We start from the raw sequence: 25,369 nt of genomic DNA on the forward strand, positions 1-25,369 counted from the left end.
CATGCTCCTTGGTCCGTTCTTTTTCTATGTATGTGGCCGGGGTGGCGCCGTCCGCGCCGGCCAAGGTAGCCGCGGCTGATGTCCATCGCTATATGTTTTTGTATATAGCGATAGGCGCAAGACGCGATTGCCGTGACGATGACGCGGTCAGGCAAAGGCTAGGGTCGGTCGCTGGACGCGGTGCATGAGGCCAAATTCTGACTTTCCAGTCAATGGCCGCGATGCCGCACCTTGGCGGCGGAGCGCTAGGCGACCGCCACCAGGCTCAGCAGGCGTCCGTCGAACAGCGCGTACTGCGCCTCCAGCTCGCGGCCGTGGTGCCATTCCGCGGACAGGTCGCAGAGCAGGCGCAGGCGCGCGCGGCCTTCGGCGTCCCAGGCCAGCAGTTCGGCATCCTCGAAGTAGAAGCGCCGGCCCACCAGAGGGTAGAGGGCCTTGAACAGGCTTTCCTTGAGCGAGAAGGTCAGGGTCACGCCCAGGCCGACCTGCTCCGGCGCCAGGCGTTCGCGCTCGGCGGGGGTGAGGATTTCCTCCAGCAGGCGGCTGGCGCGGGCGTCGTCCAGCAGCGTCTCGACGTCCAGGCCGAGGCTGCGCCAGGCGTCGCGGCGGGCCACCACGGCGGCGGCCCAGTCGTCGCCATGGGTGATGGAGCCGACCAGCCCGCCCGGCCAGATCGGCGCGCGGTCCGGCGCCAGGCCCGGCGTCTGCGGCAGGCCGGTGAGGCGCTGGATGCCGGCGCGGGCGCACAGGCGCCCGGCGAGGAATTCGGCGCGGCGCTTGGCCACCGCGCGGCCGATGTTCGGCGGCAGGTCCACGCCGTGGCGGCCGAAGGCCTGGGCGTCGAGCTTCTGCGGCTGGAAGCGGCAGCTGTGGAGCAGGGCGCCGGGCAGCACCTGGGGCAGCGGCCAGTGCGCCTGGGGCGGGGTGAGGAAGTCGTCGGTGTCGGGCATGGCGGGGATTCTGCCCGGCCGCCGGACGCGGTGCCAGTGGATTCGTGTGGCGAGTGACCGCCCAGTCGCGTCCGGGCGGTCACGCGGCGTTTACATTCGCTTGCAAAGGCTTACCGAAGCGCTACGGATCGGCGGCCGGGGAATTTGCCACACTGCGCCTCGCGTTCCTTTGCCGGAACGCAGGTGAGGTTGTTGTCGGAGCCGCGCGCTCCGGCCTTTTCACAGATCGTGGCGGGAGCCCCTTTTCGGGCTCCCGTTTTTTTTTGCCCGGTCCGGCCAGGGACAACTCCCCGTAGGATGGGTTGAGCTTGCGAAACCCATCGGGCAATGGTGATGGGTATCGCTTCGCTCAACCCATCCTACGAAGAGCATCCCGCTTCAGTCGGCCTTCTGCTGGAAGATGTCCTTGAGGAAGGCCTGCAGGTCGGCCCAGGACTTCTGGTCGGCGGCCTTGTCGTAGCCCACGTCCAGGCCGTGGCCCTTGTGCTTGTCGGCGTCGGGGTTGGTGAAGCTGTGCTTGGCGTTGGGCTGGACGACGAACCTGTAGTCCACCTTGGCGGCGTCCATCTCCTGCTTGAAGGCGGCCACGCTGTCGGCCGGCACCAGGGTGTCGGCGCCGCCGTGCTCCACCAGCACCTTGGCGCTGACCGCGCCCGGCTGCGCCGGGGTGGCGGTGGCCAGCACCCCGTGGAAGCTGGCCACGCCCAGCAGCGGCAGGCCCTGGCGGGCCATGTCCAGCACCACCTTGCCGCCGAAGCAGTAGCCGATGGCGGCGATCTTCGCCGGGTCGGTCTGCGGCTGTTTCTTCAGCAGGTCCAGGCCGGCCTGGAAGCGCGCCTTGGCGGCGTCGGCATTCTTCAATGCTTCCTGCATGAAGGCCTGGGCCTGCTCGGGGTGCTCGGTGGCCTTGCCCTCGCCGTACATGTCGATGGACAGCGCCGCGTAGCCCAGCGCGGCGAGGTCGCGGGCGCGGCGCTTGGCGTAATCGTTCAGGCCCCACCATTCGTGGACCACGATGATCCCCGGGCGGATGCCGGCCTGGGCGTCGTCGTAGGCGAAGTAGCCGACCAGCTTGGTGCCGTCGGTGGCCTGGTAGGGGATTTCCTGGGTCTTGACCTCCGCCTGGGCGGCGAAGCCCAGGCCGAGCAGCAGCAGGGTGGCGAGCAGGCGCATGGGCGTTTTCTCCAGAGGGTGGACTGAAAAAGATAGCCGGTTGTGCGGCGGCGGTCGGATTTCCCCCGCGCAACCGCTCAAGCCCGCGGCATGGCGTGAAAGCCGCGGCGCCATCGGCTACCCTTGCCGGGCCAGTCAGCCGTGCGGGACCCACAACGGATGTTCGACCTCAGTACCTGGAACCTCACCCTTCCCGAAGGCCGCCCGGCCAGGACCATTTCCACCCCGGCGCTGCAGCGCGACTACCAGAGCCCGTATTTCCACCGCAGCGCCGACGGCGTGGAGTTCTGGGTGCCGGTGAACGGCAGCCACACGCGCAACAGCGAGTTCCCGCGCACCGAACTGCGCGAGACGCGCAGCGACGGCTCGCCCTACACCTGGCGCTATCCCAACGTCGACAGCCTGCTGCGCGCCACCCTGCACGTGGACGCGGTGCCCTCCATGCGGCGCATGGTGATCGGCCAGATCCACAGCGATGGCGCCGGCAGCGGCGATGCCGCGCCGCTGCTGAAGCTGGTCTACCAGCTGCGCCTGGACCAGGGCCGGGTGCTGGCGCAGATCCGCGAGCGCCCGGGCGACGCCACCGCCATCACCTACACGGTGCTGGACGGCATCCCCCTGGGGCGCAGCTTCGACTACCGCATCGGCGTGTCGCGCTCGGGCGTGCTGAGCATCGAGGTCAACGACCAGCGCCTGGTCCGCCAACTCGACCCGCAGTGGGCGCGCCAGGGCCTGTACTTCAAGGCGGGGCTGTACCTGCAGGATAATCGCGGCCCCGCCAGCGAAGGCGGGCGGGCGACCTTCAGCGCCCTGTCGATCATGCACCGTTGAGGAACTGCCCCATGCTGCCTTCCCGAATCCTCCCGGCCCTGCTGCTCGCCGCCGGCCTGTCCCAGGCCCCGGGCGCCGTGGCCGACGAGTTCTCCGCCTGCCTCGCGCGCCTGCAGCCGCAGGCCGCCGCCAAGGGCGTGAGCGCCGCCGCCTACCAGCGCTACACCGGCGGCCTTGCGGCCGACCTCAGCGTGCTCGACCTGCTCAACGCCCAGCCGGAATTCGTCACCCCGCTGTGGGACTACCTGGCCGGGCTGGTGGACGAACAGCGCGTCGCCGACGGCAAGGCCATGCTGGCGCAGCATGCCGAGCTGTTCGAGCGCGTCGCCCGCCAGTACCGGGTGGACAAGTACACGGTGGCGGCAGTGTGGGGCGTGGAGAGCGACTTCGGCCGCATCACCGGCAAGCGCCCGCTGCTGGTCTCGCTGGGCACGCTGTCGTGCTACGGGCGGCGCCAGGCGTTCTTCCAGGGCGAGTTCTTCGCCACCCTCAAGCTGCTGCAGCAGGGCGACCTGCGCGATCCGGCCATCACCGGCTCCTGGGCCGGCGCCTTCGGCCAGACGCAGTTCATGCCCAGCACCTACGCGCGCATCGCCGAGGACTTCGACGGCGACGGCCACCGCGACCTGGTGGGCAGCGTGCCCGATGCCCTGGCCTCCACCGCCAACTACCTGCGCAAGGCCGGCTGGGTGCCGGGCGCGGCCTGGGGCTACGAGGTGAAGCTGCCGGCGAACTTCGCCGAGTCCCAGGCCGGGCGCACCAAGCGGCGCACGGTGGCAGACTGGCAGGCCCTGGGCGTGAAGCGCATCGACGGCGGGCCGCTGCCGGCCGGCGACGCCCGCGCCGCCATCCTGCTGCCCACCGGCAAGGCCGGCCCGGCCTTCCTGGTGCTGCGCAACTACGACGCGATCTATTCGTACAACGCGGCGGAAAGCTACGCGCTGGCCATCGCCCTGCTGTCCGACCGCCTGCGCGGCGAGCCGGGCCTGCGCACCCCCTGGCCGACCGACGACCCCGGCCTGAGCCGCGCCCAGCGCAAGGAGTTGCAGCGACTGCTGCTGGCCCGCGGCCACGCCATCGGCGAGCCGGACGGGCTGATCGGCGACAACACCCGCCGCGCCATCCAGGCCGAGCAGCAGCGCCTGGGCCTGCAGCCGGCCGATGGCCGCGCCGGGCAGAAGATCCTCAAGGCCCTGCAAGCCGCGCACTGAGCCGTGCCTTCCCGAACCGTAGGGCGAATAACCGTTCGCGGTTATCCGCCGATACACCGAGGCTACAGCCAACGCCAAGGTCAACCCCGGAGCCGCCGAGGGCCGAGGCCAAACGGCGGATAACGTCGAACGTTATCCGCCCTACGCCAGGCCCGACCTTGACGTAGGGCGTATAACCGTTCGCGGTTATACGCCGATACACCGAGGCCACAGCCAACGCCCAGGTCAACCCCGGAGCCGCCGGGAACCAAGGTCAAACGACGGATAACGCCATAGGCGTCATGCGTCCTACTTTCCGTTCAGGCCAGGTTCAGCGGCGCGTCAGGTAGCGTTCAGTGGCCGCCCCTTAACCTGCACTCCGTCAACCACTTACCCACATCCTTGACGGAGAAACACCATGAACCTGCTGCAGAAGCTCACCCTCGCCACCGCCATCCTCGGCGCCTCCGCAGGTATCGCCCAGGCCTCGGAAAACTTCGCCGGCCTGACCTGGGGCGAAACCAGCAACAACATCCAGAAGTCCGACGCGCTGAACCGCAACCTCAACGATCCCAAGCTCGACAGCGTGATCAACAACAGCAGCACCTGGGGCGTGCGCGCCGGCCAGCAGAATGAGCAGGGCCGCTACTACGCCACCTACGAGAACACCTCCGACACCTACCGCGGCCTGAAGCTGCGCCAGCAGAACCTGCTCGGCAGCTACGACGCCTTCCTGCCGCTCAACGACCAGGGCACCAAGCTGTTCGGCGGCGGCACCCTGGGCCTGACCAAGCTGGAACAGGACTCCCGCGGCTACAGCCGTGACAGCGACATCGGCTACGCCATCGGCGCCCAGGCCGGTATCCTCCAGGACATCGGCCGGAACGCCTCGCTGGAAGGCGGCTATCGTTACCTGCGTACCAATGCCAGCACGGAGATGAGCCCGCACGGCGGCGACAAGGTCGGCTCGCTGGACCTGCACAGCAGCGCGCAGCTCTACCTGGGCGCCAACTACCGGTTCTGACTGGCAGGGGGCCGGGCTCGCGGCCCGGCCCCGCATAAGGAGGAAGTCCCATGAAACTACTGGTGGTGGAGGACGAGGCGCTGTTGCGTCATCACCTGTACACCCGCCTCGGCGAACAGGGCCACGTGGTCGACGCCGTGGGCAACGCCGAAGAGGCCCTGTACCGGGCCCACGAATACCATCACGACCTGGCGATCATCGACCTCGGCCTGCCGGGCATGAGCGGCCTGGACCTGATCCGCGAGTTCCGCAGCCAGGGCAAGGCCTTCCCGATCCTCATCCTCACCGCCCGCGGCAACTGGCAGGACAAGGTCGAAGGCCTGGCCGCCGGCGCCGACGACTACGTGGTCAAGCCGTTCCAGTTCGAGGAGCTGGAAGCGCGCCTGAACGCCCTGCTGCGCCGCTCCAGCGGCTTCGTCCAGGCCACCATCGAGGCCGGCCCGCTGTCGCTCGACCTCAACCGCAAGCAGGCCTCGGTGGACGGCCAGGTGCTGGGCCTGACCGCCTTCGAGTACCGCATCCTCGAATACCTCATGCGCCACCACCAGCAGGTGGTGAGCAAGGAGCGGCTGATCGAGCAGCTCTACCCGGACGACGACGAGCGCGACCCCAACGTCATCGAGGTGCTGGTCGGCCGCCTGCGGCGCAAGCTGGAGTCGCACGAGGGCTTCCGCCCGATCGACACCGTGCGCGGCCAGGGCTACCTGTTCACCGAGCGTTGCCGCTGATGCGCTCGCTGCGCCTGCGCCTGATGCTGGGGGCCGCGGCCCTGGCGATCCTGTTCATGCTGGCCCTGCTGCCGGCGCTGCAGCGGGCTTTCAGCATCGCCCTGGTGAACGCCATCCAGCAGCGCCTGGCCTCGGACGTCGCCACGTTGGTGTCGTCCGCGCGCATCGACGGCGACCGCCTGAACATGCCCGAGCACCTGGCGGTGGAGGACTTCAACCTGCCGGAGTCCAAGCTGCTGGGCTACATCTACGACCGCGAGGGGCGGATGGTCTGGCGCTCCACCTCGACCCAGGACGAGAGCGTGCAGTACGTGCCGCTCTACGACGGCGAGCCCGACGTGTTCACCCGCGCCCGCGACGACCACGGCAACGAATTCTTCGTCTACGACGTGGAGATCGACCTGGTGGGCGGCAAGCAGGCCGCCTACAGCATCGTCACCATGCAGCCGGTGAGCGCCTTTCGCGAGCTGGTGCACGGCTTCCGCGAGCAGCTGTACATCTGGCTCGGCGGCGCGCTGCTGCTGTTGCTCGGGCTGCTCTGGCTCGGCCTGGGCTGGGGCTTCCGCTCCATGCGCGGAATACGCGAGGAGCTGGACCAGATCGAGGCTGGCGAGCGCGAACGCCTGAGCGACGAACACCCCAGCGAGATGCTGCGCCTGACCGACTCGCTGAACCGCCTGCTGGACGGCGAGCGCAGCCAGCGCGAGCGCTACCGCAACTCCCTGGCGGACCTCGCGCACAGCCTGAAGACGCCGCTGGCGGTGCTGCAGGGGGTGAGCGAAAACCTCGCCGACGAGCCGCGCAACCGCGAGCAGGTGCAGGTGCTGCAGAGCCAGATCGAGCGCATGAGCCAGCAGATCGGCTACCAGCTGCAGCGCGCCAGCCTGCGCAAGAGCGGCCTGGTGCGCCACCGCGTGCAGCTCGGCCCGCTGCTGGACACCCTGGCCGGCGCGCTGGACAAGGTCTACCGCGACAAGCGGGTGATCCTCGAACGCGACTTCCCCGAGCACCTGAGCCTGCCGCTGGAGCAGGGCGCGCTGCTGGAACTGCTCGGCAACCTGCTGGAGAACGCCTACCGCCTGTGCCTGGCCCGGGTGCGCATCAGCGCCCGCCAGCAGGACGGCGGCTACGAACTGCGGGTGGAAGACGACGGCCCGGGCATCCCCCCGGACCAGCGCCAGCGCATCCTCCAGCGCGGCGAACGGCTGGACACCCAGCACCCGGGGCAGGGCATAGGTACGGCGGTGGTGATGGACATCCTCGACAGCTACGGCGGCAGCCTGGCGCTGGATGACTCCGAGCTGGGCGGCGCCTGTTTCCGCATCCGTTTGCCGGGGTAGGAATACCGTGTTTCCCGGCAACCTGTAGGAGCGGGCCCTGCCCGCGAAATCGCGCGCAGGGCGCTCTCCTACGGGGGAATGGCGCGGGTGGGGCAGCGTAGGAGCGGATCTCATCCGCGAATCGCGCCGGGACGGCCGGCTATCGCGGACAAGGTCCGCTCCTACGGGGGAGGAATACCGTGTTTCCCGGCAACCTGTAGGAGCGGGCCCTGCCCGCGATTTCGCGCGCAGGGCGCGCTCCTACAGGGGAATGGTGCGGGTGGGGCCGCGTAGGAGCGGATCTTATCCGCGAACCGCGCCGGGACCTCCGGCTATCGCGGACAAGGTCCGCTCCGGGGGAGGAATACCGTGTTTCCCGGCAACCTGTAGGAGCGGGCCCTGCCCGCGAAATCGCGCGCAGGGCGCGCTCCTACAGGGGAATGGCGTGGGGGGGCGGCGTAGGAGCGGATCTTATCCGCGAACCGCGCCGGGACCTCCGGCTATCGCGGACAAGGTCCGCTCCGGGGGAGGAATACCGTGTTTCCCGGCAACCTGTAGGAGCGGGCCCTGCCCGCGATTTCGCGCGCAGGGCGCGCTCCTACATGGGAATGGCGTAGGTGGGGCAGCGTAGGAGCGGATCTCATCCGCGAATCGCGCCTGGACCTCCGGCTATCGCGGACAAGGTCCGCTCCGGGGGCAGGAAAAACGCTGTCGTAGGATGGCGTTGAGCGCAGCGATACCCATCGCCCGCAAACACGTCACTCCCCCTGCCGCGCCCGGTACGCCCCCGGCGTCAGCCCGGTCCATTTCTTGAACGCGCGGTGGAACGCCGAGGGCTCGGAGAAGCCGAGCTGGTCGGCGATGTCCTGGATCGACAGTTCGTCGCGGCCCAGGTGGTAGATGGCCAGGTCGCGGCGCAGCTGGTCCTTGAGCTCCTGGAAGTTCGGGCCTTCCTCGCGCAGGTGGCGGCGCAGCGTCTGCGGGCTCATGTGCAGCTGCTGCGCCACGCTTTCCAGGTCTGGCCAGCGCCGGCAGTCGCGGCCGAGCAGGCGGCGGATCTGGCTGGTCAGGCTGTCGCCGCCGTCCGGGCGGGCCAGCAGGTCGGCCGGGGAGTCCTTGAGGAAGTGCTTGAGGCTGCGTTCGTCCTGCAGCAGCGGCATGTCCAGGTAGCGCGCGTGGAAGCTCAGCCCGGTGCTGTCGGCGGCGAAGCGCCGCGGGCAGGGAAACAGCAGGTCGTACTCGGCGGCGTGGCTCGGCTCGGGGTAGGCGAAGCGGGCCTCCTCCAGGCGGATGCGCTGGCCGATCAGCCAACTGCCCAGGCGGTGCCAGATCACCAGCAGGCTCTCGGTGAGGAAGTGTTCCGGGTCCTGCAGCGCGCTGTGGTCGATGACCAGTTCGGCGCGCTCGCCGTCGCGGCGCAGCTCGATGCGCGGCGCGGCGGGGAACAGGTCGTAGAAGAGCGCGCCGCGGCCCAGGGCCTTCTCCAGGGTGCGGCACTGGATGATGGCGTGGCACATCATGGCGAAGGTGCCGCGCTTGCTGCGCACCTCGCCGAAGCCCATGTACTCGTCGTCGAGGTCTTCCCAGACCAGTTGGATCAGCCGGCCGAACTGCTCGGGCGAGACCCGCGCCCGCGGCTCTTCGAGCAAGGCCGGCTGGATGCCGGCGGCGCGCAGCAGGGGCAGGGGGTCGTGGCCCTGCTGGCGGGCGCCGCGCAGGGCGGCGCGGACGAAATGGCTGGCGATGGTGCGTTCACGCATGGGTTTTCCTTGTTCTGCTGCGTGTGTGCCGGGCGCCGGTTCGCGGCGGCCGTGGGGCAAATCTAAGGCACCCGGGGCCCTGGCGGATACCCGCCAAGTGGCGGGAAACCCGCCGCGGGCTTGGCGGGTTTCCGCCATCGATCAGCCCGCATGTTGCTTTAGTGATTTATTAAGTTGTTGAAATTTAAGTGAAAATTAAAGGATGGCGATTTGGCACAGGGCTTGCCAATAGGGTTCAAGGCCTGCCGACGGGCAGGACGAAAACAAATTCTCCCACTGAAGGGAGATAACGCTTCGGGCAACGCGCCGCCGCCAGGAAGGCGGGCCGCCAGCTCAAGAGGACCCTGCCGCAATGACCAAGCAACCCTTCTACAAGAGCCTGTACGTGCAGGTGCTGATCGCCATCGCCATCGGCATCGCCCTGGGCCACTACTATCCGCAGACCGCCGTGCTGATGAAGCCCCTGGGCGACGGCTTCGTCAAACTGATCAAGATGGCCATCGCGCCGATCATCTTCTGCACCGTGGTCACCGGCATCGCCGGCATGCAGAGCATGAAGGCTGTAGGCAAGACCGGCGGCATGGCCCTGCTGTATTTCGAGATCGTCTCGACCATCGCGCTGATCATCGGCCTGGTGGTGGTCAACGTGGTCCAGCCCGGCGCCGGCATGCACGTCGACCCGGCCAGCCTGGACACCAGCAAGATCGCTGCCTACGCCGCCGCCGGCGCGAAGCAGAGCACCGTCGACTTCCTGATGAACATCATCCCCAACACCGTGGTCGGCGCTTTCGCCAACGGTGACATCCTGCAGGTGCTGTTCTTCTCCGTGCTGTTCGGCTACGCCCTGCACCGCCTGGGCAGCTACGGCCAGCCGATCTTCCAGTTCATCGAGCGCTTCACCCAGGTGATGTTCAACATCATCAACGTGATCATGAAGGTCGCCCCCATCGGTGCCTTCGGCGCCATGGCCTTCACCATCGGCGCCTACGGCGTGGGCTCGCTGGTGCAGCTGGGCCAGCTGATGGCCTGCTTCTACATCACCTGCCTGCTGTTCGTGCTCATCGTCCTGGGCGGCATCGCCCGCGCCCACGGCTTCAACATCCTGAAGTTCATCAAGTACATCCGCGAGGAGCTGCTGATCGTCCTCGGCACCTCGTCCTCGGAATCGGCGCTGCCGCGCATGATCGCCAAGATGGAGAAGCTGGGCTGCGACAAGAGCGTGGTCGGCCTGGTGATCCCCACCGGCTACTCGTTCAACCTCGACGGCACCTCGATCTACCTGACCATGGCCGCGGTATTCATCGCCCAGGCCACCGACACCCCGATGGACATCACCCACCAGCTGACCCTGCTGCTGGTGCTGCTGATCGCCTCCAAGGGCGCGGCGGGCGTCACCGGTTCGGGCTTCATCGTCCTGGCCGCCACCCTGTCCGCCGTGGGCCACCTGCCGGTCGCCGGCCTGGCGCTGATCCTCGGCATCGACCGCTTCATGTCCGAGGCCCGCGCGCTGACCAACCTGGTGGGCAACGGCGTGGCCACCGTGGTGGTCGCCAAGTGGTGCAAGCAGCTGGACTCCGCGCAACTGGAGCGCGAACTGGCCGCCGGCCCGTCGGCGCTGGAAGCCAAGGAGGCCCAGGCCGCCTGATACCTCCCGGTTCTCCGGTTGGGCGTGGCGACGTGAAGCGCCGCGCCTCCTTCAAGCCCGCCCCCGCAGCGGGCTTTTTTATGGGCGGGGAGATTGTAGGAGCGAGGGGGACGCTTAGTTCTTGCTCGCGAACGAGGTTTACCGGTGGCTGTCGTGTTTCAGGTTGACTCCGCCCCCTCTCCCCAACCCTCTCCCTGAAGGGAGAGGGAGCTGTCCGTGCCGAGAAAGGATTTGGTGTCGGCCGGCAACTCTGGAGCTGCCGGCTGACTCTGGAAAGCCCAACTGCTCCGAACGGCCCCTCTTCCTTCAGGGAGAGGGAAAGGAGTCACCCCAAAGTCTCTGGGTTCCCGCGTTCGCGGGAATGACGGGGTGGAAGGATGGTGCCTGACTTGCAGCCCGCTCAGGACAGCCCCCTCTCCCTTCAGGGAGAGGGTTGGGGAGAGGGTGCTCTAATTACCCAGCACCGCAGCCACCGGCAAACCCCGTTCGCGAGCAAGCTCGCTCCTACAAAGGCAGCCAGCGGCACAAGCTCAAAGAATGATCTTGTCCTTGAGCTTCTCCACCGCCTGCTGCAGCGCCTGGATCACCCGGTCCTTGTCGAAGTTCTGCACGTTGTTGGTGTCCAGGTACATGGAGAACCCCGGCAACTCGTGCTCGATGAAGCTGGGGTTGGCGCCCAGGTCGCGGCGGAAGTCCACCGCCTGGTAGATCTGCACCGGCTTGCTGAAGCCCTTGACGCTGATCTGGCCCTTGTCGCGGCACATGATCACGTCCTTCACCAGCGAGTAGCTCTCGTGGCTGAGGAGGATCTCGCCGGCCTCGGCGGCGCTTTCCAGGCGGCTGGCGAGGTTCACCTCGCGGCCGATGATGGTGTAGTCCATGCGCGTGTCGGCGCCGAAGTTGCCCACCGTGCAGTAGCCGGTGTTGATGCCCATGCGCACCTCCAGCGGCTTGGTGATGCCCTGGGCGCGCCATTGCTGGCGCAGCACCTTCATGTGCTTGCGCATGGCCACGGCCATGGACACCGCGGCCACGGCGTCCTTCTTCGCGCCCTGGGTGGCGGGGTCGCCGAAGAACACCATCACGCAGTCGCCGACGAACTTGTCGATGGTGCCGCCGTACTTGAGGGCGATCTTCGACATTTCGTTGAGGTAGTTGTTGAGCATGTCGGTCAGGGTTTCGGCTTCCAGCTCCTCGGACAGCTCGGTGAAACCCTTGATGTCGGAGAAGAACACCGTGAGCTTCTTGCGCTGGGTTTCCAGGCGCACGCTGCGCTTGCCGCTGAAGATGGATTCCCAGACCTGCGGCGACAGGTACTTGGCCAGGTTGTGCGCCAGCCTCGCGGCCTTTTCCTGCTCGCGGGCGATCTCGCCGCGCACCTGGGCCAGGCGCAGGCCCTGCTGGTGGGTGAAGTAGGCGGTGACGCAGATGTAGAAGGCGCAGAACAGCACGCTGACCAGGTTCACCAGCAGCGGCGCGTTGCCCTTGAAGCCCGGGCCGGCCAGCGCGCCGGTGAGCACCGCGGCGCTCAGCGCCATCAGCAGGGCCAGGCCGAGGGTGCGCAGGCCGCCGACGACCAGCGAGGAGAAGGCCAGGATCAGCACCAGCATCAGCGCCGGCACCACCGAGAAGCCCAGCAGGGCGGCGCCGGCGCCGGTGTGCAGGGCGTCCAGGGCCTGCAGGACCAGGCGTGTCTGCTGCGGGTGGCTGTGCTTGTAGCGGCGGCTCAGGTTCTGCGCCAGGTGCGGGTAGAGCAGGGCGTAGGGGACCATCCAGAGCGCGTCGTAGCCGAAGTACTGGCTGAAGGTGCCGGCGCTGACGGTGGCGGCCACGGCGAGGTAGGCCAGGACGCGCGAATGGTACTCGCGCAGGGGGGCGGCGCCAGGTCGGGACGGCGTTTCGGAACGGTTGGGCTTCATGCGCTCGGATTATCCCTGATCGGTGATGGCGCATTCTGACGTGCGCCTTCCACAAGTACGACCTGGGGATCTTAACCAAGCGCCCATCCGCCGGCCAGTGACGATTCATCGCCCCGGCCGGCGGCCGGTTTCAGTCGGCGTCCCGCGCCATGTAGATGGACTGCCGCGGCTTGGCGAAGACGCGCCGCAGCATCGGCTCGAAGAACTCCAGCGGCAGCGTCTCGCCCTCGGGGTCGAAGGCCGCGGCGTCGTAGCGCGCGCAGAACTCGATGGTCTGCTCGAACTGCGGGTGGTCCTTGAACTGCTCGCGCAGGTGGCGGTCCAGGCCCAGGTGGTGGAAGAAGTAGTAGCCCTGGAAGATCGCGTGCTTCTCGATCATCCAGTGGTTCTCCGGGCTGACGAAGGGCTTGAGGATGGCCGCGGCGATGTCGGCGTGGTTGTAGGAACCGAGGGTGTCGCCGATGTCGTGGAGCAGGGCGCAGACCACGTATTCCTCGTCGCGGCCGTCGCGGTGGGCCAGGGTGGCGGTCTGCAGCGAGTGGCTCAGGCGGTCCACCGGGAAGCCGCCGAAGTCGCCGTCGAGCAGGCGCAGGTGGGTGAGGATGCGGTCGGGCAACTGGGTGGCGTAGGCGGCGAAGTCCTGGGCGATGATCGACCAGTCCTCGACGCTGCCGTCTTCCATGTGGGTGAACTTGGCGCGGGCATTCATCGGGCTGTCCTCTTGTGATTGTCGTTTGGACGGCCTTCAGTCTAGGGGCCCGGCCGTAGCCGGCCAGTGGCCGCGGCGGACAGGCTGCTGTCTCTCCGGACACGCCCATTCAGGCCGCGAAGCTCCCCGCGCGGGCGCATTCGCCGGGTCGATGGAGCCTGCTTCAGGGGTTCTCCGGGTCGTGTCCGAGGGACTGCAGGAACAGCGAGAACAGCTCCGGCTGCGAGGAGATGTCGAGCTTGGCGTAGAGGTGCCGGCGGTGGACCTTGATGGTCTCCGGAGAGATCGCCAGGCGCTCGGCCATGGCCTTGGAGGAGTAGCCGCGCAGGATCAGCCGGGCGATCTCCAGCTCGCGCTCGGAGAGCACCCCGGCGCCGAAGTGGCTGAGGGCGTCGCGCACCTGGGTGGCCACGCCCTCCGGGTTCGCCGGCAGCAGGCGCTGGCTGCGCTGCTGCCAGTGCTGCTGCATCAGCGCCAGCACCCAGGGGCAGAGCATCGCCAGCAGGCCGCACTGTGCGGCGTCGAACGGCTTGCGCATGCCCAGGGACAGCGACAGCGCGCCCTGGCCGGGCAACTGCAGGATGAACTGCACCTCGTCTTCCAGCACGTTGTCGTGGAAGTAGTTGAGGAAGTACTCGCTCTGGCGGAACTGGTCCGGGGCGACTTCCTCCAGGCGGTACAGGCCGCTGGGCAGGCCTTCGCGGCAGGCCTGGTAGAAGGGGTCGAGCTGGTACAGGCCGCTGAGGTAGGCGGGCATGGCCGCCGAGACGGCCTGTGGATCGGCGTCGTATTCCTCCAGCGCCACCGGGATGGCGTTGGCGGGGTAGAAGGCCGCCAGGGCGTTGTCGAACGGCAGCCACTGGTGCAGCAGCAGGATCAACTGCTTCCAGAAGCGCGGCTGGCCGATCTGCTCGATGGCGCGGCCGAGGTTGGCGTGCATGCCGACTTCGCGAAACAGGTTGTGCATCCCCGGGGCTCCGGCGCGAAAGGTCACCCGGTTTCCTCTTTTTCAGGCCCCGCCGTCAAGGGGCGTAACCCCAAATGGTGATTGGCCGCCAGGGCCCGGCCGCCCAGACTGCGGGCCATGCAGCGCCCCGCGCAGAGGGCGCCACAAGGGTTTTCGTTCCTGCCTCAACCGCCAATAACAATTCGAGGAAAACGACATGAGCTCTCCCGCAGCGCCGGACGGCGCGCTCAAGCCCAGCCTGGGCGTGTTCGACGTGGTCGCCATCACCGTCTCGGCGGTCACCCCCGCCAGCAGCGTATTCGTCATCGCTCCCTTCGCCATCCAGCAGGCCGGCAGCGGCGCCTTCCTGGCCTTCGTCATGGCCGCGGCGCTGGCGCTGATGTTCGCCTGGTGCTACGCCGAGCTGGGCCGCGCGCACAGCTCGGCCGGCGGCGAGTACGTCTACGCCAAGCGGGTGTTCGGCGGCATGGCCGGCTACGCCACCTTCCTCGCCGTGCTGGTCTCGCTGCTGTTCATCCCGCCGGTGCTGGCCACGGGCGCGGCCACCTACCTCAACGGCGCGCTGGGCACGCAGTTCGACACCCAGACCGTGGCCCTGGTCATAGTCGCCGCCAGCTACGTGCTGGGCATCCTCAACATCCGCGTCAACGCCTGGGTCACCGGGGTCTTCCTGCTCTGCGAAGTGGCCGCGCTGCTGGTGATAGTGGTGCTCGGCTTCGGCCACGCCAGCCAGCCGCTGAGCGTGCTGCTGCAGCCGCAGACGCTGAGCGGCGGCGTGCTGGCGGCGGCGCCCTGGGCGCTGGTGATAGGCGCGGTGGGCACAGCGGTGTTCTCCTACAACGGCTTCGGCGGCGCGGTGCTCCTGGCCGAGGACATGAAGGACGGCGGCCGCAGCGTGCACCGCGCGGTGCTCTGGTCGCTGGTGCTGGTGGTGGTGATCGAACTGGTGCCGCTGACCGCGCTGCTGATCGGCGCGCCCTCGCTCAAGGACATGCTCGCCAGCCCCGACCCCATCGGCTACCTGCTCACTGCTCACGGCAACGCCACGCTGTCGCGGCTGGTCAGCGCCGGCATCTTCCTCTCGGTGTTCAACGCCATAGTCGCGATCGTCATCCAGGTCGGCCGGGTGATCTTCAGCAGCGGCCGCGACGCCCTCTGGACGCCAACGCTGAACCGCGCCTTCACCCGCATCCACCCGCGCTGGGAGTCGCCCTGGCTGGCCACGCTGTTCCTCGGCGTGCCCTCGGCGGCGCTGAGCTTCAGCTCCAACCTGGAGGAACTGACCTCCTTCACCGTGTTGCTGCTGGTGCTGATCTACCTGGTGGTGGCCCTGTGCGCGCTGTTCAGCCGCGTGCTGCGCCGCGACCGCGAGCACCCCTACCGCATGCCGCTGTGGCCGCTGCCGGCGCTGCTGGCGGTGGTCGGCGCCGGCTACCTGCTGCTCAACCTGTTGCTGGAAGCCTCGGCGCGGGATGTGATGACCATTATCGGGATACTGGCCGTGTCGGTGATTCTCTACGGCACCTACGGCAAGTTGAGCCCGGCTTTCCAGAAACTCTGAAGACCACAGGAGTCCCCATGCGCGCTCGTCAACTCGGCATCACCCTGGGCCTGGGCACGCCCGGCGCATTCAATGCCATCACCGATGTCCCCGGCGTCCGCGTCGGCCACAGCACCCTGATCGCCGAGCGCGATGGCAAGCAGGTGTGCACCGGCGTCACCATTGTCCAGCCCCGCGCCGGCGAGGCCCGCCTGCAACCCTGCTTCGCCGGCGTCCACGTGCTCAACGGCAACGGCGATGCCACGGGCCTGGAGTGGATCCGCGAGGCCGGCCTGCTGACCACGCCGATCGCCATCACCAACACCCACAGCGTCGGCGTGGTGCGCGACGCCCTGGTGGCCGCCGAGCGCGACGCCCTGGCCGACCCGGCAGTGTATTGGTGCATGCCGGTGGTGATGGAGACCTACGACGGCCTGCTCAACGACATCTGGGGCCAGCACGTCGGCCCCGAGCAGGTGCGCCAGGCCCTGGCCGGCGCCGAGTCCGGGCCCGTGGCCGAAGGCCCGGTGGGCGGCGGCACCGGGATGATCTGCCACGAGTTCAAGGGCGGCATCGGCAGCGCCTCGCGCAAGCTGCCGGCGGAGCAGGGCGGCTGGACTGTCGGTGTGCTGGTGCAGGCCAACCACGGCCAGCGCCGCGAACTGCGCGTCGACGGCTACCCGGTGGGCCGGGTGCTGGGCGACATTCCCTCGCCCTTCGCGGAAAAGGGCGAGCCGGGCATGGGCTCGATAGTGGTCATCATCGCCACCGACGCGCCGCTGCTGCCGCACCAGTGCCAGCGCCTGGCGCAGCGCGCCTCCATCGGCATCGCCCGCACCGGCGGCGGCACCGAGGACAGCAGCGGCGACATCTTCCTGGCCTTCGCCACCGGCAACCGGGACCTGCCGCCGGCCGACTACGGGCGCAAGGGCCTGCCGCAGAGCACGCCGCTGCAGATGCTCAACAACGAGCACATCTCGCCGCTGTTCGCCGCGGCGGCGGAAGCGGTGGAGGAAGCCATCGTCAACGCCATCCTGGCCGGCCGCGAGATGCGCACGGCGGACGGCACGCTGGTGCCGGCGCTGGGCGGGGAGCGCCTGCTGGAGGCGTTGCGCGAGGTGGGGTGGCGGCAGCGCTGAGGAGGCGGGGCTTCCGTCCGCGATTCATGCGCAGGTCGCGATGACATCGGTGCGCGGGCTTTCCCCTCACCCCAGCCCTCTCCCGGAGGGAGAGGGGGCTGGTCCGTGCCGAGAGGCGGCCTGGTTTCAGCCGGCAATCCCTGTGCTGGCCGGCTAACGCCGAAATACCAACGCACTCCGAACGGTCCCCTCTCCCTCTGGGAGAGGGTTAGGGTGAGGGGGCCGCAGGCCTGCCCAGGCCGTGAGGCACGGCATTTCCCCTGCCCGCGAATCGCGCGCAGGGCGCGCTCCTACAGGGGAATGGAGTGGTGGGGCCGCGTAGGAGCGGATCTCATCCGCGAATCGCGCCGGGACGTCCGGCCATCGCGGACAAGGTCCGCTCCTACGGTACGGGCAGGCCCGGCTTCTCGTAGGAGCGAGCTTGCTCGCGAACAAACGCTGTGCCATGCGGTTCGCGAGCAAGCTCGCTCCTACGAAGAGCACCTCGGCGCAGCTGGCGCTGTCAGTTACCGCTATAGATCTGGTCGAACACCCCGCCATCGGCGAAGTGGGTTTTCTGCACCGTGCGCCAGTCGCCGAAGGTCTTCTCCACCGAGAAGAAGTCCACCTTCGGGAAGCGGTCCGAGTATTTCGCCAGGATCGCCGGGTTGCGCGGGCGCAGGTAGTTGTCGGCGGCGATGGTCTGGCCCTCGTCGGACCACAGGTACTTCAGGTAGGCCTCGGCCTGTTCGCGGGTGCCTTTCTTCTCGACCACCTTGTCGACCACCGCCACCGGCGGCTCGGCCTCGGCGGAGACGCTCGGGTAGACCACCTCGAAGCCGCCGCGGCCGAATTCGCGGGCGATCATCTCGGCCTCGTTCTCGAAGGTCACCAGCACGTCGCCGATCTGGTTCTGCATGAAGGTGGTGGTCGCCGCGCGGCCGCCGGTGTCCAGCACCGGCACGTGCTTGAACAGCTGGCCGACGAATTCCTTGGCCTTGGCTTCATCGCCGCCGTGCTTGAGCGAGTAGCCCCAGGCGGAAAGGTAGGTGTAGCGGCCGTTGCCCGAGGTCTTCGGGTTGGGCACCACCACCTGCACGCCGTCCTTGAGCAGGTCCGGCCAGTCGTGCAGGCCCTTGGGGTTGCCCTTGCGCACGATGAACACGGTGGCCGAGGTGAAGGGCGCGCTGTTGTTCGGCAGGCGGGTGGCCCAGTCCTTCGGCACCAGGCCGCCGTTGTCGGCCAGGGCGTCGATGTCGGTGGCCTGGTTCATGGTGATGACGTCGGCCGGCAGGCCGTCGATCACCGAGCGCGCCTGCTTGCTGGAGCCGCCGTGGGACATCTGGATGGTGATCTTCTCGCCTTTCTCCGCTTCCCAGTGCTTCTGGAAGGCGGGGTTGTACTCCTTGTAGAAGTCGCGCATCACGTCGTAGGAGACGTTGAGCAGCGGCGGCGCGGCCTGGGCGGCGCCGGCCAGGGCCATTCCGGCGGCCAGCAGGGAGGCGGCGAAGAGTCGTTTCACGGGCGGTTCCTTCTCGGCAGTGTTGGATCGCCCGATTATGCCCATGGGTTATATGGCGCTTAAATACCCAAAGGCTATTTGCTTATGCAGGGACGCGCCCCGCGGGGCGCGTCCCTGGCTCAGCGCTTCTCGCCCAGGCCCGCCTCGCCGGCTGCCGGCTCCTCGGCCAGGCAGGCCGCGGCGGTGAAGATCACGTCGGTGGAGGAGTTCAGCGCGGTTTCCGCCGAGTCCTGCAGGATGCTGATGACGAAGCCCACCGCCACCACCTGCATGGCCACCTCGCCGGAGATGCCGAACAGCCCGCAGGCCAGCGGGATCATCAGCAGCGAGCCGCCGGCCACGCCGGAGGCGCCGCAGGCGCACACCGCCGAGACCACGCACAGCAGCAGGGCGCTGGGCAGGTCGATGGCGATGCCCAGGGTGTGGGCCGCGGCCAGGCTCAGCACGCTGATGGTCACGGCGGCGCCGGCCATGTTGATGGTGGCGCCCAGCGGGATCGACACCGAGTAGGTGTCCTCGTGCAGGCCCAGGCGTTCGCACAGCTGCAGGTTGACCGGGATGTTGGCCGCCGAGCTGCGGGTGAAGAAGGCGGTCACGCCGCTCTCGCGCAGGCAGGTGAAGACCAGCGGGTAGGGGTTGCGGCGCAGCTTCCAGAACACGATCGCCGGGTTCACCACCAGCGCCACGAAGAGCATGCAGCCCAGCAGCACGGCGAGCAGCTGCAGGTAGCCGAGCAGGGCATCGAGGCCGGATTCGGCGAAGGTGCTGGCCACCAGGCCGAAGATGCCCAGCGGGGCGAAGGCGATCACCACGCGGACGATCAGCGTCACCCCGCCGGCCAGGTCGTCGAGCAGGTCGCGGGTGCTCTGCCGGGCATGGCGCAGGGCCAGGCCGAGGCCCACGGCCCAGGCCAGGATGCCGATGAAGTTGGCCTCCAGCAGCGCCTTCACCGGGTTGCTGGCGACGCTGAACAGCAGGCCATTGAGCACGTCGCCGATGCCGCCGGGCGGAGCGTTGCCGCTGGCCGGGGCGTCGAGCACCAGGGTGGAGGGGAAGGCGAAGCTGGCCGCCACCGCCACCACCGCGGCGGCGAAGGTACCCAGCAGGTACAGCGCCAGGATCGGGCGGATGTGGGTGCGCTGCCCGGCCTTGTGGTTGGCGATGGAGGCGCACACCAGGACCAGGACCAGCACCGGCGCCACGGCCTTGAGCGCCGCGATGAACAGTTTGCCGAGCAGGCCGACGGCCAGGGCGGCGTCGGGGGCGACCAGCGCCAGGGCGATGCCGGCCAGCATGCCGACGAAGATGCGCATCACCAGGCTGCTGCGCTGGATGCGTTGGAACAGGGTGGGGGAGGGAAGCGTCATGACCTTACCGCTGCTTGCAAATGGAAACGCGAACCCGGCGGGCCGCGGAAGGGCGCGGATTATGCCGTCACGGGCGGGAAAATGCGCGGCGGTCGTCGGAAACCAGGCCCACGCCTCGCCAGCATGGCGGCGTGGAGCCGGGCCGGCCTTGACTTATGCCGGCCTGGATGGGATTGCCATGTGACATGGCGTCACGGTTGGCGGTCAGCGCAGGCATTCCGCGTGCAGGCGCATCTCGCCGATGCGTTGCACGGCGCCGCGCATGTGCACGCGGAAGTCGTCCTCGACACGGATGCGCAGCTGGCCGCCGGCCAGGTGCACGCGAACCTCGCCGTCGCAGTAGCCCTTGCGCCGTGCCATGGCGGCGGCCGCGCAGCTGCTGGTGCCCGAGGCCAGGGTGTAGCCGGCGCCGCGCTCCCAGATTTCCACGCGCAGGTCGTTGCGCCCGAGCACCTCGACGAATTGCACGTTGCTGCGGTTGGGGAACAGGGGGTGGCGTTCCAGCAACGGGCCGAAGGTCTTCGCCAGTTCCGCCGAGGTGCGTTCGACGAACACCACGCAGTGCGGATTACCCATGGAGACCGCGTTGAGCCGGAAGGCCTGGCCTTCCAGCTCGACGGGCAGGTCCAGGGCCTCTGGCGTGGCGACCTGCACGGGAATGCGGGCGCTGGCGAACTCGGCGTGCCCCATGTCCACTTCGACTTCGCGGCCCTGGTCGAATACCTGGCTGACTACTGGCCCTGCGACTGTGACGATGCGGAAGGGGGCATCGCCCACCAGGGCCTGGTCCCACAGGTAGCGCGAGAAGATGCGCAGGCCGTTGCCGCTGCGTTCGGCCAGGGAGCCGTCGGGGTTGAGGATGCGCAGGCCGAAGCCATCGTCGCCGTGCCCGTCGGGCACCAGGATGCCATCGGAGCCGAGGCCACGATGGCGGTCGCAGATGCGCACCACGGCCGCGTCGTCGAAGGGGAAGGGCGTGGTGTCGGCGTAGACCAGGTAGTCGTTGCCCAGGGCGTGGTACTTGTGGAAGCGCATCGCGGGTCGGGTTCCAGACGGCGGGGGCCTTGCACTATAGCCAGCCCCGCGCGCGCCTGGCCAATCCGCCTCAGCTACCGGCCAGCGGTGCGCGGCGCGAGGCCGGGCGCAGCAGGCGTTCGCCCAGCAGCACTAGCAGGCAGGCGAAGATGAAGGGCGCGGTCATGAAGGGGATGCCCAGGGCGACCATGGCCTGTTGCAGGATGAGCGCCAGCACGGCGCCGGCCAGCGGGGCCAAGGGGCCGGGGCCGCGCAGGGCCAGGGCGAGGGCGGCGAGGGCGCTGTTCATGCCGGGCAGGCCGCTGTGCACGTCGTCCAGGGGAATGCCGGCGAACACCGCCACCGGCAGCACCATCACTGCGCCGAACAGCGCCCAGGTGGCGGCGCGCGGCGCGCCCAGCAGCAGGCCGAGGAAGATCAGCGCGCCGGCCAGCGGGGCATCGAGGAAGATCACCTGGCCGAAGGCGCGGGACGTGGCTTCGAGCAGCGTCGGCAGCGGCAGCTCGACCAGCCCGGCCAGGGGCGCGGCAGTTGGCAGCGACAGCAGCGTGCCCAGCGCCGGCAGCGTCCAGCCGAGCAGGACGAAGGCCAGGGTGTAGGGCGGCAGGCCGTGGCGCTGGCGCGAGGCGCGCAGCAGCAGGCGCTGCAGCAACACGCTGGCGAGGCTGGCGAACAGCGCGAGCGCCACCAGCATGGGCGACCAGGCGAACTTCAGCGGCAGCAGCAGGCCGATCAGCACAGCGTTGTAGCCGTACAGGCCGGCGTCTATGTCGCCCTGGCGGCAGCGCAGCAGGTGGGCGAAGGCCGGGCCGGCAGCGGCGCCGATCACGGCGCCGGGGAGCAGGCCGGGGGCGCAGGCGCCGATCAGGGCCAGGCAGAGCAGGCCGAACAGCGGCGAGGGTTGCAGGAACACCTGGCTGAAGCCGCGCAGCCAGAGGCTCAGTAACGGTAGTGGGCGCATCGAGGGTCTGGGCAGTTGAAGGGGATGTCCGGGGCGTCTCCGGTTCCGCATCGGCGGCCGTGCCCTCCATCGGGGGAGGGCATCGCGGGAAGCTCCGTGGGCTGTGTCAGCGGGCGCATTCTGCCATGGCACCATTTTGGGGCGTGAATAAAAAAGAGGCCGGTCCCCGGGATCGCCGGAGGGTGGCCTCGAATGTCCATAGCCTGCGTGGGAGGGTGCGAGGGTGGCTATGGCCGACAGAACTGCTGGCCGTTCAAGGCCAATCCCGGACGGACGGGGTCGCGGCCCCGTTTTCCCGGCCCCGTCCGTCCGGGAGTGACGCGGTGTGGAACCAGGCTTTGGCAGGGTTCCGGAACTCTGTTTTTTCTCTCTCCAGGTTTTTCCTGAAGAGGGGGGAGGGGGCCAGGCCTGGCTCCGGTGTTGGCGGTGGGCCTGGTTCCCTCACCCTAGCCCTCTCCCAGAGGGAGAGGGGACTTGCGTGGCAGAAGGCGGAACACCGGCATTACCGGCGGCGCCGAACTGCTCCCTCTCCCTCCGGGAGAGGGTTGGGGAGAGGGGCTCTTTGCTCTTCAGGCCGACAACGCCGGCGCCACCGTCTCGATCCTCAACATATTGGTACTCCCCGGCTGCCCGAACGGCAGCCCCGCCGTCACCACCACGGTATCGCCACGCTGGGCCATGCGTTGGGCCAGGGCGATCTCCAGGGCGGTGGCGCAGATCTCGTCGACGTGGGCCAGTTGCTCGTTGACCACCGAGTACACGCCCCAGGCCACGCTCAGCCGCCGTGCCGCCTTGAGGTTGGGCGTCAGGCTGAGGATCGGCGCCTTCGGCCGTTCCCGCGAGGCGCGCAGGGTGGAGCTGCCGGACTCGGTGTAGTTGACCAGCACCGCCACCGGCAGGATGCGGCTGATGCGGCGGATGGCGCAGCTGATGGCGTCGGACACGGTGGCGTCCGGCTCCGGGCGGTTCAGTTCCAGTTGGCCCTGGTAGTCCGGTTCGGCTTCCACCTGGCGGATGATCTTGGCCATCATTTCCACCGCTTCCACCGGGTACTGGCCGGAGGCGGTCTCGGCGCTGAGCATCACGCAGTCGGCGCCCTCGCTGACCGCGGTGGCCACGTCGGTGACCTCGGCGCGCGTCGGCGCCGGAGAGAAGCGCATGGATTCGAGCATCTGCGTGGCCACCACCACCGGTCGGCCGAGCTGGCGGCAGACCTGGATGATGCGCTTCTGGATGCCCGGCACGTTCTGCGCCGGCACTTCCACGCCGAGGTCGCCGCGGGCGACCATGATGGCGTCGGCCAGGCGGGCGATCTCTTCGATGCACTGCACCGCCGAGGGCTTCTCGATCTTGGCCATGATGAAGGCCTTGTCGCCGATCAGCGCGCGGGCTTCCTCTATATCTTCCGGGCGCTGCACGAAGGACAGCGCCACCCAGTCCACGCCCAGCTCCAGGCCGAATTCCAGGTCGCGGCGGTCCTTGGCGGTCAGTGGGCTGAGCTTGAGCACCGCCTCGGGCACGTTGACGCCCTTGCGGTCGGACAGCTCGCCGCTGTTGAGCACGCGGGTCTCGATGGCGTCGCCGTGGTTGTTCAGCACCTGCAGGCGGATGCGCCCGTCGTCCAGCAGCAGGCTCATGCCCGGCTCCAGGGCCTGGATGATCTCCGGGTGCGGCAGCGTCACGCGGCGCTCGTCGCCGGCGGCGTCCATCAGGTCGAGGGTGAAGCTCTGGCCTTTCTGCAGCATCACCGCGCCGTTCTCGAAACGCCCGACGCGCAGCTTCGGCCCCTGCAGGTCCATGAGGATGCCGATGGGCGTGCCCAGCTCGGCCTCCACTTCACGCACCCACTGGTAGCGCTGGGAGTGGTCGGCGTACTCGCCGTGGCTGAAGTTCAGGCGGAACAGGTTGGCGCCGGCGTCCACCAGGGCGCGGATGTCCTCGCGGCCCTTGATGGCCGGGCCGAGGGTGGCGAGGATCTTGACCTTCTTGTCGCTGTTCATTGCTCGTCACTCTCGAGGATCAGGATGGCGCGGAAGTCGTTGACGTTGGTGCGGGTCGGCCCGGTGACCACCAGGTCGTCCAGTTCGGCGAAGAAGCCGTAGCCATTGTTGTCGTCCAGTTCGTGCAGCGGGTTCAGCCCGGCGGCCAGCGCGCGCCGGTAGCTGCATGGGCTCATCAGCGCGCCGGCGTTGTTCTCCATGCCGTCGATGCCGTCGGTGTCGCCGGCCAGCGCCCAGATGCCCGGCTCGCCCTTGAGCGCGGCGCTGAGGCTGAGCAGGAACTCGGCGTTGCGCCCGCCGCGGCCCTTGCCGCGCACGGTGACGGTGGTCTCGCCGCCGGAGAGCAGCAGGCAGGGCGCGGCCAGCGGCTGGCCGTGCTTGCGCACCTGGCGGGCGATGCCGGCGTGGACCTTGGCCACGTCGCGGGATTCGCCTTCCAGGTCGCCGAGGATCAGCACCTCCAGGCCGGCGGCGCGGGCCTTGGCGGCGGCCGCGTCGAGGGCCTGCTGCGGCGTGGCGATGAGGGTGAAATAGCTGCGCGACAGGCAGTCGTCGCCGGGCTTGACGGTCTCCGAGCGCGGGTCTTCCAGCCAGGCGCGGATGTGCGCCGGGGTGTCGATGGCGTAGCGCTTGAGAATGGCCAGGGCGTCGGTGGAGGTGGTCGGGTCGCCCACGGTGGGGCCGGAGGCGATCACCGTGGCCTCGTCGCCGGGCACGTCGGAAATCGCGTAGGTGTACACGCTGGCCGGCCAGCAGGCGCGGGCCAGGCGACCGCCCTTGATGGCCGAGAGGTGCTTGCGCACGCAGTTCATTTCGTCGATGGCGGCGCCGGACTTGAGCAGCGCCTTGTTCAGCGCGCGCTTGTCATCCAGGGAGATGCCTTCGGCGGGCAGGGCGAGCAGGGCCGAGCCGCCGCCGGAGAGCAGGAAGATCACCCGGTCGTCTTCGCTCAGGTCGCTGACCAGCTCCAGCACGCGGCGGGCCACGCGCTCGCCGGCGTCGTCCGGCACCGGGTGCGCGGCTTCCACCACTTCGATGCGCTGGCAGTTGGCGCCGTAGCCGTAGGGGGCGACCACCAGGCCGTCCACCTGCTCGTCCTTCCAGTGCGCCTCGACCACTTCGGCCATGGCCCCGGCGGCCTTGCCGGCGCCGATGACGATGGTGCGCCCGCCATGCACCCGCGGCAGGTGGCGGGCCAGCGTCTGCGCCGGGTGGGCGGCGGCGATGGCGGTGTCGAACAGCTCGCGCAGCAGGGCGCGTGGGTCGAGGCTCATCTGGGGCTCCTCAGGTTCTTGTCGTTGTTCTTTTATTGCGGCATTGCGCAGGCGCCTGGGGGCAAGCGCCTGGGCAATGCCTTCGAAACGCCCGGCCGGCGAGGCCGTGTTCACGCCGGCCGGGGTTCGAAAGCGAGTCGCTGGGCCCCCGCGTTCGCGGGGGTGACGTTCATGCTTCAACTCTGCTTCATCACTCCCATAACGAAGCCGAGTGTGTTCCCGTCATTCCCGCGAACGCGGGAAACCAGTGACTGGCCCGTAGGATGGGTTGAGCTTGCGAAACCCATGCTGCATGAATCGATGGGTATCGCTGCGCTCAACACCATCCTACGGTCCG

Annotated in this window: 20 protein-coding genes; 8 read left to right on the forward strand and 12 right to left on the reverse strand. The window is 68.7% G+C overall.

Annotation, left to right across the window (positions count from 1 at the left end; all coding sequences use genetic code 11):
- Window positions 1–245: 245 nt before the first annotated feature.
- The gene (locus M8R19_RS26340; protein WP_249919321.1) at window positions 246–950 is read right to left on the reverse strand and encodes a 4'-phosphopantetheinyl transferase family protein; all 705 of its coding nucleotides are present in this window, start codon (window positions 948–950) and stop codon (window positions 246–248) included.
- A gap of 378 nt (window positions 951–1,328) precedes the next feature.
- A complete protein-coding gene (locus M8R19_RS26345) occupies window positions 1,329–2,123 on the reverse strand; it encodes a dienelactone hydrolase family protein (protein ID WP_249919322.1) in 795 nt (264 codons plus the stop codon).
- Window positions 2,124–2,282: 159 nt separating this feature from the next.
- Here M8R19_RS26345 and M8R19_RS26350 point away from each other — a divergent pair, with 159 nt between their 5' ends.
- From M8R19_RS26350 to M8R19_RS26370, 5 genes are all read left to right on the forward strand, one after another.
- A complete protein-coding gene (locus tag M8R19_RS26350) occupies window positions 2,283–2,954 on the forward strand; it encodes an alginate lyase (RefSeq protein WP_074980371.1) in 672 nt (223 codons plus the stop codon).
- A gap of 11 nt (window positions 2,955–2,965) precedes the next feature.
- Window positions 2,966–4,165, forward strand: a complete 1,200-nt coding sequence (locus M8R19_RS26355) for a lytic murein transglycosylase (RefSeq protein ID WP_116425991.1) — start codon at window positions 2,966–2,968, stop codon at window positions 4,163–4,165.
- Between the two features lie 397 nt (window positions 4,166–4,562).
- A complete protein-coding gene (locus tag M8R19_RS26360; RefSeq protein WP_116425993.1) occupies window positions 4,563–5,168 on the forward strand; it encodes an outer membrane beta-barrel protein in 606 nt (201 codons plus the stop codon).
- Window positions 5,169–5,218: 50 nt separating this feature from the next.
- Window positions 5,219–5,896, forward strand: coding sequence for a response regulator (locus M8R19_RS26365; protein WP_249919323.1), 678 nt, complete (start codon window positions 5,219–5,221; stop codon window positions 5,894–5,896).
- Window positions 5,893–7,236, forward strand: a complete 1,344-nt coding sequence (locus tag M8R19_RS26370) for an ATP-binding protein (protein WP_074980473.1) — start codon at window positions 5,893–5,895, stop codon at window positions 7,234–7,236. Before M8R19_RS26365 ends, M8R19_RS26370 begins: the two co-directional genes overlap by 4 nt.
- 737 nt (window positions 7,237–7,973) lie before the next feature.
- On the opposite strand, the gene M8R19_RS26375 is transcribed toward M8R19_RS26370, so the two are convergent.
- Complete coding sequence (locus tag M8R19_RS26375; RefSeq protein WP_249919324.1) at window positions 7,974–8,975, reverse strand: AraC family transcriptional regulator; 1,002 nt, start codon at window positions 8,973–8,975, stop codon at window positions 7,974–7,976.
- Window positions 8,976–9,327: 352 nt separating this feature from the next.
- On the opposite strand from M8R19_RS26375, the gene M8R19_RS26380 reads away from it, so the two are divergent.
- Window positions 9,328–10,620, forward strand: a complete 1,293-nt coding sequence (locus tag M8R19_RS26380) for a dicarboxylate/amino acid:cation symporter (RefSeq protein ID WP_009616960.1) — start codon at window positions 9,328–9,330, stop codon at window positions 10,618–10,620.
- A gap of 530 nt (window positions 10,621–11,150) precedes the next feature.
- On the opposite strand, the gene M8R19_RS26385 is transcribed toward M8R19_RS26380, so the two are convergent.
- The 3 genes from M8R19_RS26385 to M8R19_RS26395 all read right to left on the reverse strand — a co-directional run bounded on the left by M8R19_RS26385 (window position 11,151) and on the right by M8R19_RS26395 (window position 14,215).
- Window positions 11,151–12,539 (reverse strand): adenylate/guanylate cyclase domain-containing protein, encoded by a 1,389-nt coding sequence (locus tag M8R19_RS26385; RefSeq protein WP_249919325.1) that lies wholly within the window; start codon window positions 12,537–12,539, stop codon window positions 11,151–11,153.
- Window positions 12,540–12,669: 130 nt separating this feature from the next.
- Window positions 12,670–13,248 carry an HD domain-containing protein gene (locus M8R19_RS26390; RefSeq protein ID WP_074980376.1) on the reverse strand — a complete coding sequence of 193 codons (579 nt, stop codon included), beginning with the start codon at window positions 13,246–13,248 and terminating at the stop codon, window positions 12,670–12,672.
- 163 nt (window positions 13,249–13,411) lie between these two features.
- A complete protein-coding gene (locus tag M8R19_RS26395) occupies window positions 13,412–14,215 on the reverse strand; it encodes a LuxR family transcriptional regulator (RefSeq protein ID WP_043317234.1) in 804 nt (267 codons plus the stop codon).
- A 196-nt stretch (window positions 14,216–14,411) separates the two neighbouring features.
- Between M8R19_RS26395 and M8R19_RS26400 the strand changes: the two genes are divergently transcribed.
- Window positions 14,412–15,776: an APC family permease gene (locus tag M8R19_RS26400; RefSeq protein WP_043270678.1), complete on the forward strand. Its 1,365-nt coding sequence runs from the start codon at window positions 14,412–14,414 to the stop codon at window positions 15,774–15,776.
- 17 nt (window positions 15,777–15,793) lie between these two features.
- Window positions 15,794–16,894 carry a DmpA family aminopeptidase gene (locus M8R19_RS26405; protein WP_249919326.1) on the forward strand — a complete coding sequence of 367 codons (1,101 nt, stop codon included), beginning with the start codon at window positions 15,794–15,796 and terminating at the stop codon, window positions 16,892–16,894.
- A gap of 502 nt (window positions 16,895–17,396) precedes the next feature.
- Here M8R19_RS26405 and M8R19_RS26410 read toward each other — a convergent pair.
- The 6 genes from M8R19_RS26410 to M8R19_RS26435 all read right to left on the reverse strand — a co-directional run bounded on the left by M8R19_RS26410 (window position 17,397) and on the right by M8R19_RS26435 (window position 25,032).
- Window positions 17,397–18,395, reverse strand: a complete 999-nt coding sequence (locus M8R19_RS26410) for a sulfate ABC transporter substrate-binding protein (RefSeq protein ID WP_074980378.1) — start codon at window positions 18,393–18,395, stop codon at window positions 17,397–17,399.
- Between the two features lie 119 nt (window positions 18,396–18,514).
- The gene (gene sstT, locus M8R19_RS26415; protein WP_074980379.1) at window positions 18,515–19,762 is read right to left on the reverse strand and encodes a serine/threonine transporter SstT; all 1,248 of its coding nucleotides are present in this window, start codon (window positions 19,760–19,762) and stop codon (window positions 18,515–18,517) included.
- A gap of 204 nt (window positions 19,763–19,966) precedes the next feature.
- Entirely contained in the window at window positions 19,967–20,797 is an 831-nt protein-coding gene (gene dapF, locus M8R19_RS26420) for a diaminopimelate epimerase (RefSeq protein WP_074980380.1), read from the reverse strand.
- Between the two features lie 70 nt (window positions 20,798–20,867).
- A complete protein-coding gene (locus tag M8R19_RS26425) occupies window positions 20,868–21,758 on the reverse strand; it encodes an urea transporter (RefSeq protein WP_249919327.1) in 891 nt (296 codons plus the stop codon).
- A 569-nt stretch (window positions 21,759–22,327) separates the two neighbouring features.
- Entirely contained in the window at window positions 22,328–23,758 is a 1,431-nt protein-coding gene (gene pyk, locus M8R19_RS26430) for a pyruvate kinase (protein ID WP_249919328.1), read from the reverse strand.
- Window positions 23,755–25,032, reverse strand: coding sequence for a glycerate kinase type-2 family protein (locus M8R19_RS26435; RefSeq protein ID WP_249919329.1), 1,278 nt, complete (start codon window positions 25,030–25,032; stop codon window positions 23,755–23,757). Before M8R19_RS26435 ends, pyk begins: the two co-directional genes overlap by 4 nt.
- Window positions 25,033–25,369: the final 337 nt, after the last annotated feature.

It is taken from the genome of Pseudomonas sp. R3.Fl, assembly GCF_023516765.1.
Taxonomy (GTDB): Bacteria; Pseudomonadota; Gammaproteobacteria; order Pseudomonadales; family Pseudomonadaceae; genus Pseudomonas; species Pseudomonas citronellolis.

Bases quoted from the DNA above. Each gene is read 5' to 3' on its own strand.
- M8R19_RS26340 (WP_249919321.1), bottom strand. From the start codon at position 950: ATGCCCGACACCGACGACTTCCTCACCCCGCCCCAGGCGCACTGGCCG.
- M8R19_RS26375 (WP_249919324.1), bottom strand. From the start codon at position 8,975: ATGCGTGAACGCACCATCGCCAGCCATTTCGTCCGCGCCGCCCTGCGC.
- dapF (WP_074980380.1), bottom strand. From the start codon at position 20,797: ATGCGCTTCCACAAGTACCACGCCCTGGGCAACGACTACCTGGTCTAC.
- M8R19_RS26425 (WP_249919327.1), bottom strand. From the start codon at position 21,758: ATGCGCCCACTACCGTTACTGAGCCTCTGGCTGCGCGGCTTCAGCCAG.
- M8R19_RS26400 (WP_043270678.1), top strand. From the start codon at position 14,412: ATGAGCTCTCCCGCAGCGCCGGACGGCGCGCTCAAGCCCAGCCTGGGC.
- M8R19_RS26385 (WP_249919325.1), bottom strand. From the start codon at position 12,539: ATGAAGCCCAACCGTTCCGAAACGCCGTCCCGACCTGGCGCCGCCCCC.
- M8R19_RS26365 (WP_249919323.1), top strand. From the start codon at position 5,219: ATGAAACTACTGGTGGTGGAGGACGAGGCGCTGTTGCGTCATCACCTG.
- M8R19_RS26355 (WP_116425991.1), top strand. From the start codon at position 2,966: ATGCTGCCTTCCCGAATCCTCCCGGCCCTGCTGCTCGCCGCCGGCCTG.
- M8R19_RS26350 (WP_074980371.1), top strand. From the start codon at position 2,283: ATGTTCGACCTCAGTACCTGGAACCTCACCCTTCCCGAAGGCCGCCCG.
- M8R19_RS26435 (WP_249919329.1), bottom strand. From the start codon at position 25,032: ATGAGCCTCGACCCACGCGCCCTGCTGCGCGAGCTGTTCGACACCGCC.
- M8R19_RS26360 (WP_116425993.1), top strand. From the start codon at position 4,563: ATGAACCTGCTGCAGAAGCTCACCCTCGCCACCGCCATCCTCGGCGCC.
- M8R19_RS26395 (WP_043317234.1), bottom strand. From the start codon at position 14,215: ATGCACAACCTGTTTCGCGAAGTCGGCATGCACGCCAACCTCGGCCGC.
- M8R19_RS26390 (WP_074980376.1), bottom strand. From the start codon at position 13,248: ATGAATGCCCGCGCCAAGTTCACCCACATGGAAGACGGCAGCGTCGAG.
- M8R19_RS26380 (WP_009616960.1), top strand. From the start codon at position 9,328: ATGACCAAGCAACCCTTCTACAAGAGCCTGTACGTGCAGGTGCTGATC.
- M8R19_RS26345 (WP_249919322.1), bottom strand. From the start codon at position 2,123: ATGCGCCTGCTCGCCACCCTGCTGCTGCTCGGCCTGGGCTTCGCCGCC.
- sstT (WP_074980379.1), bottom strand. From the start codon at position 19,762: ATGACGCTTCCCTCCCCCACCCTGTTCCAACGCATCCAGCGCAGCAGC.
- pyk (WP_249919328.1), bottom strand. From the start codon at position 23,758: ATGAACAGCGACAAGAAGGTCAAGATCCTCGCCACCCTCGGCCCGGCC.
- M8R19_RS26405 (WP_249919326.1), top strand. From the start codon at position 15,794: ATGCGCGCTCGTCAACTCGGCATCACCCTGGGCCTGGGCACGCCCGGC.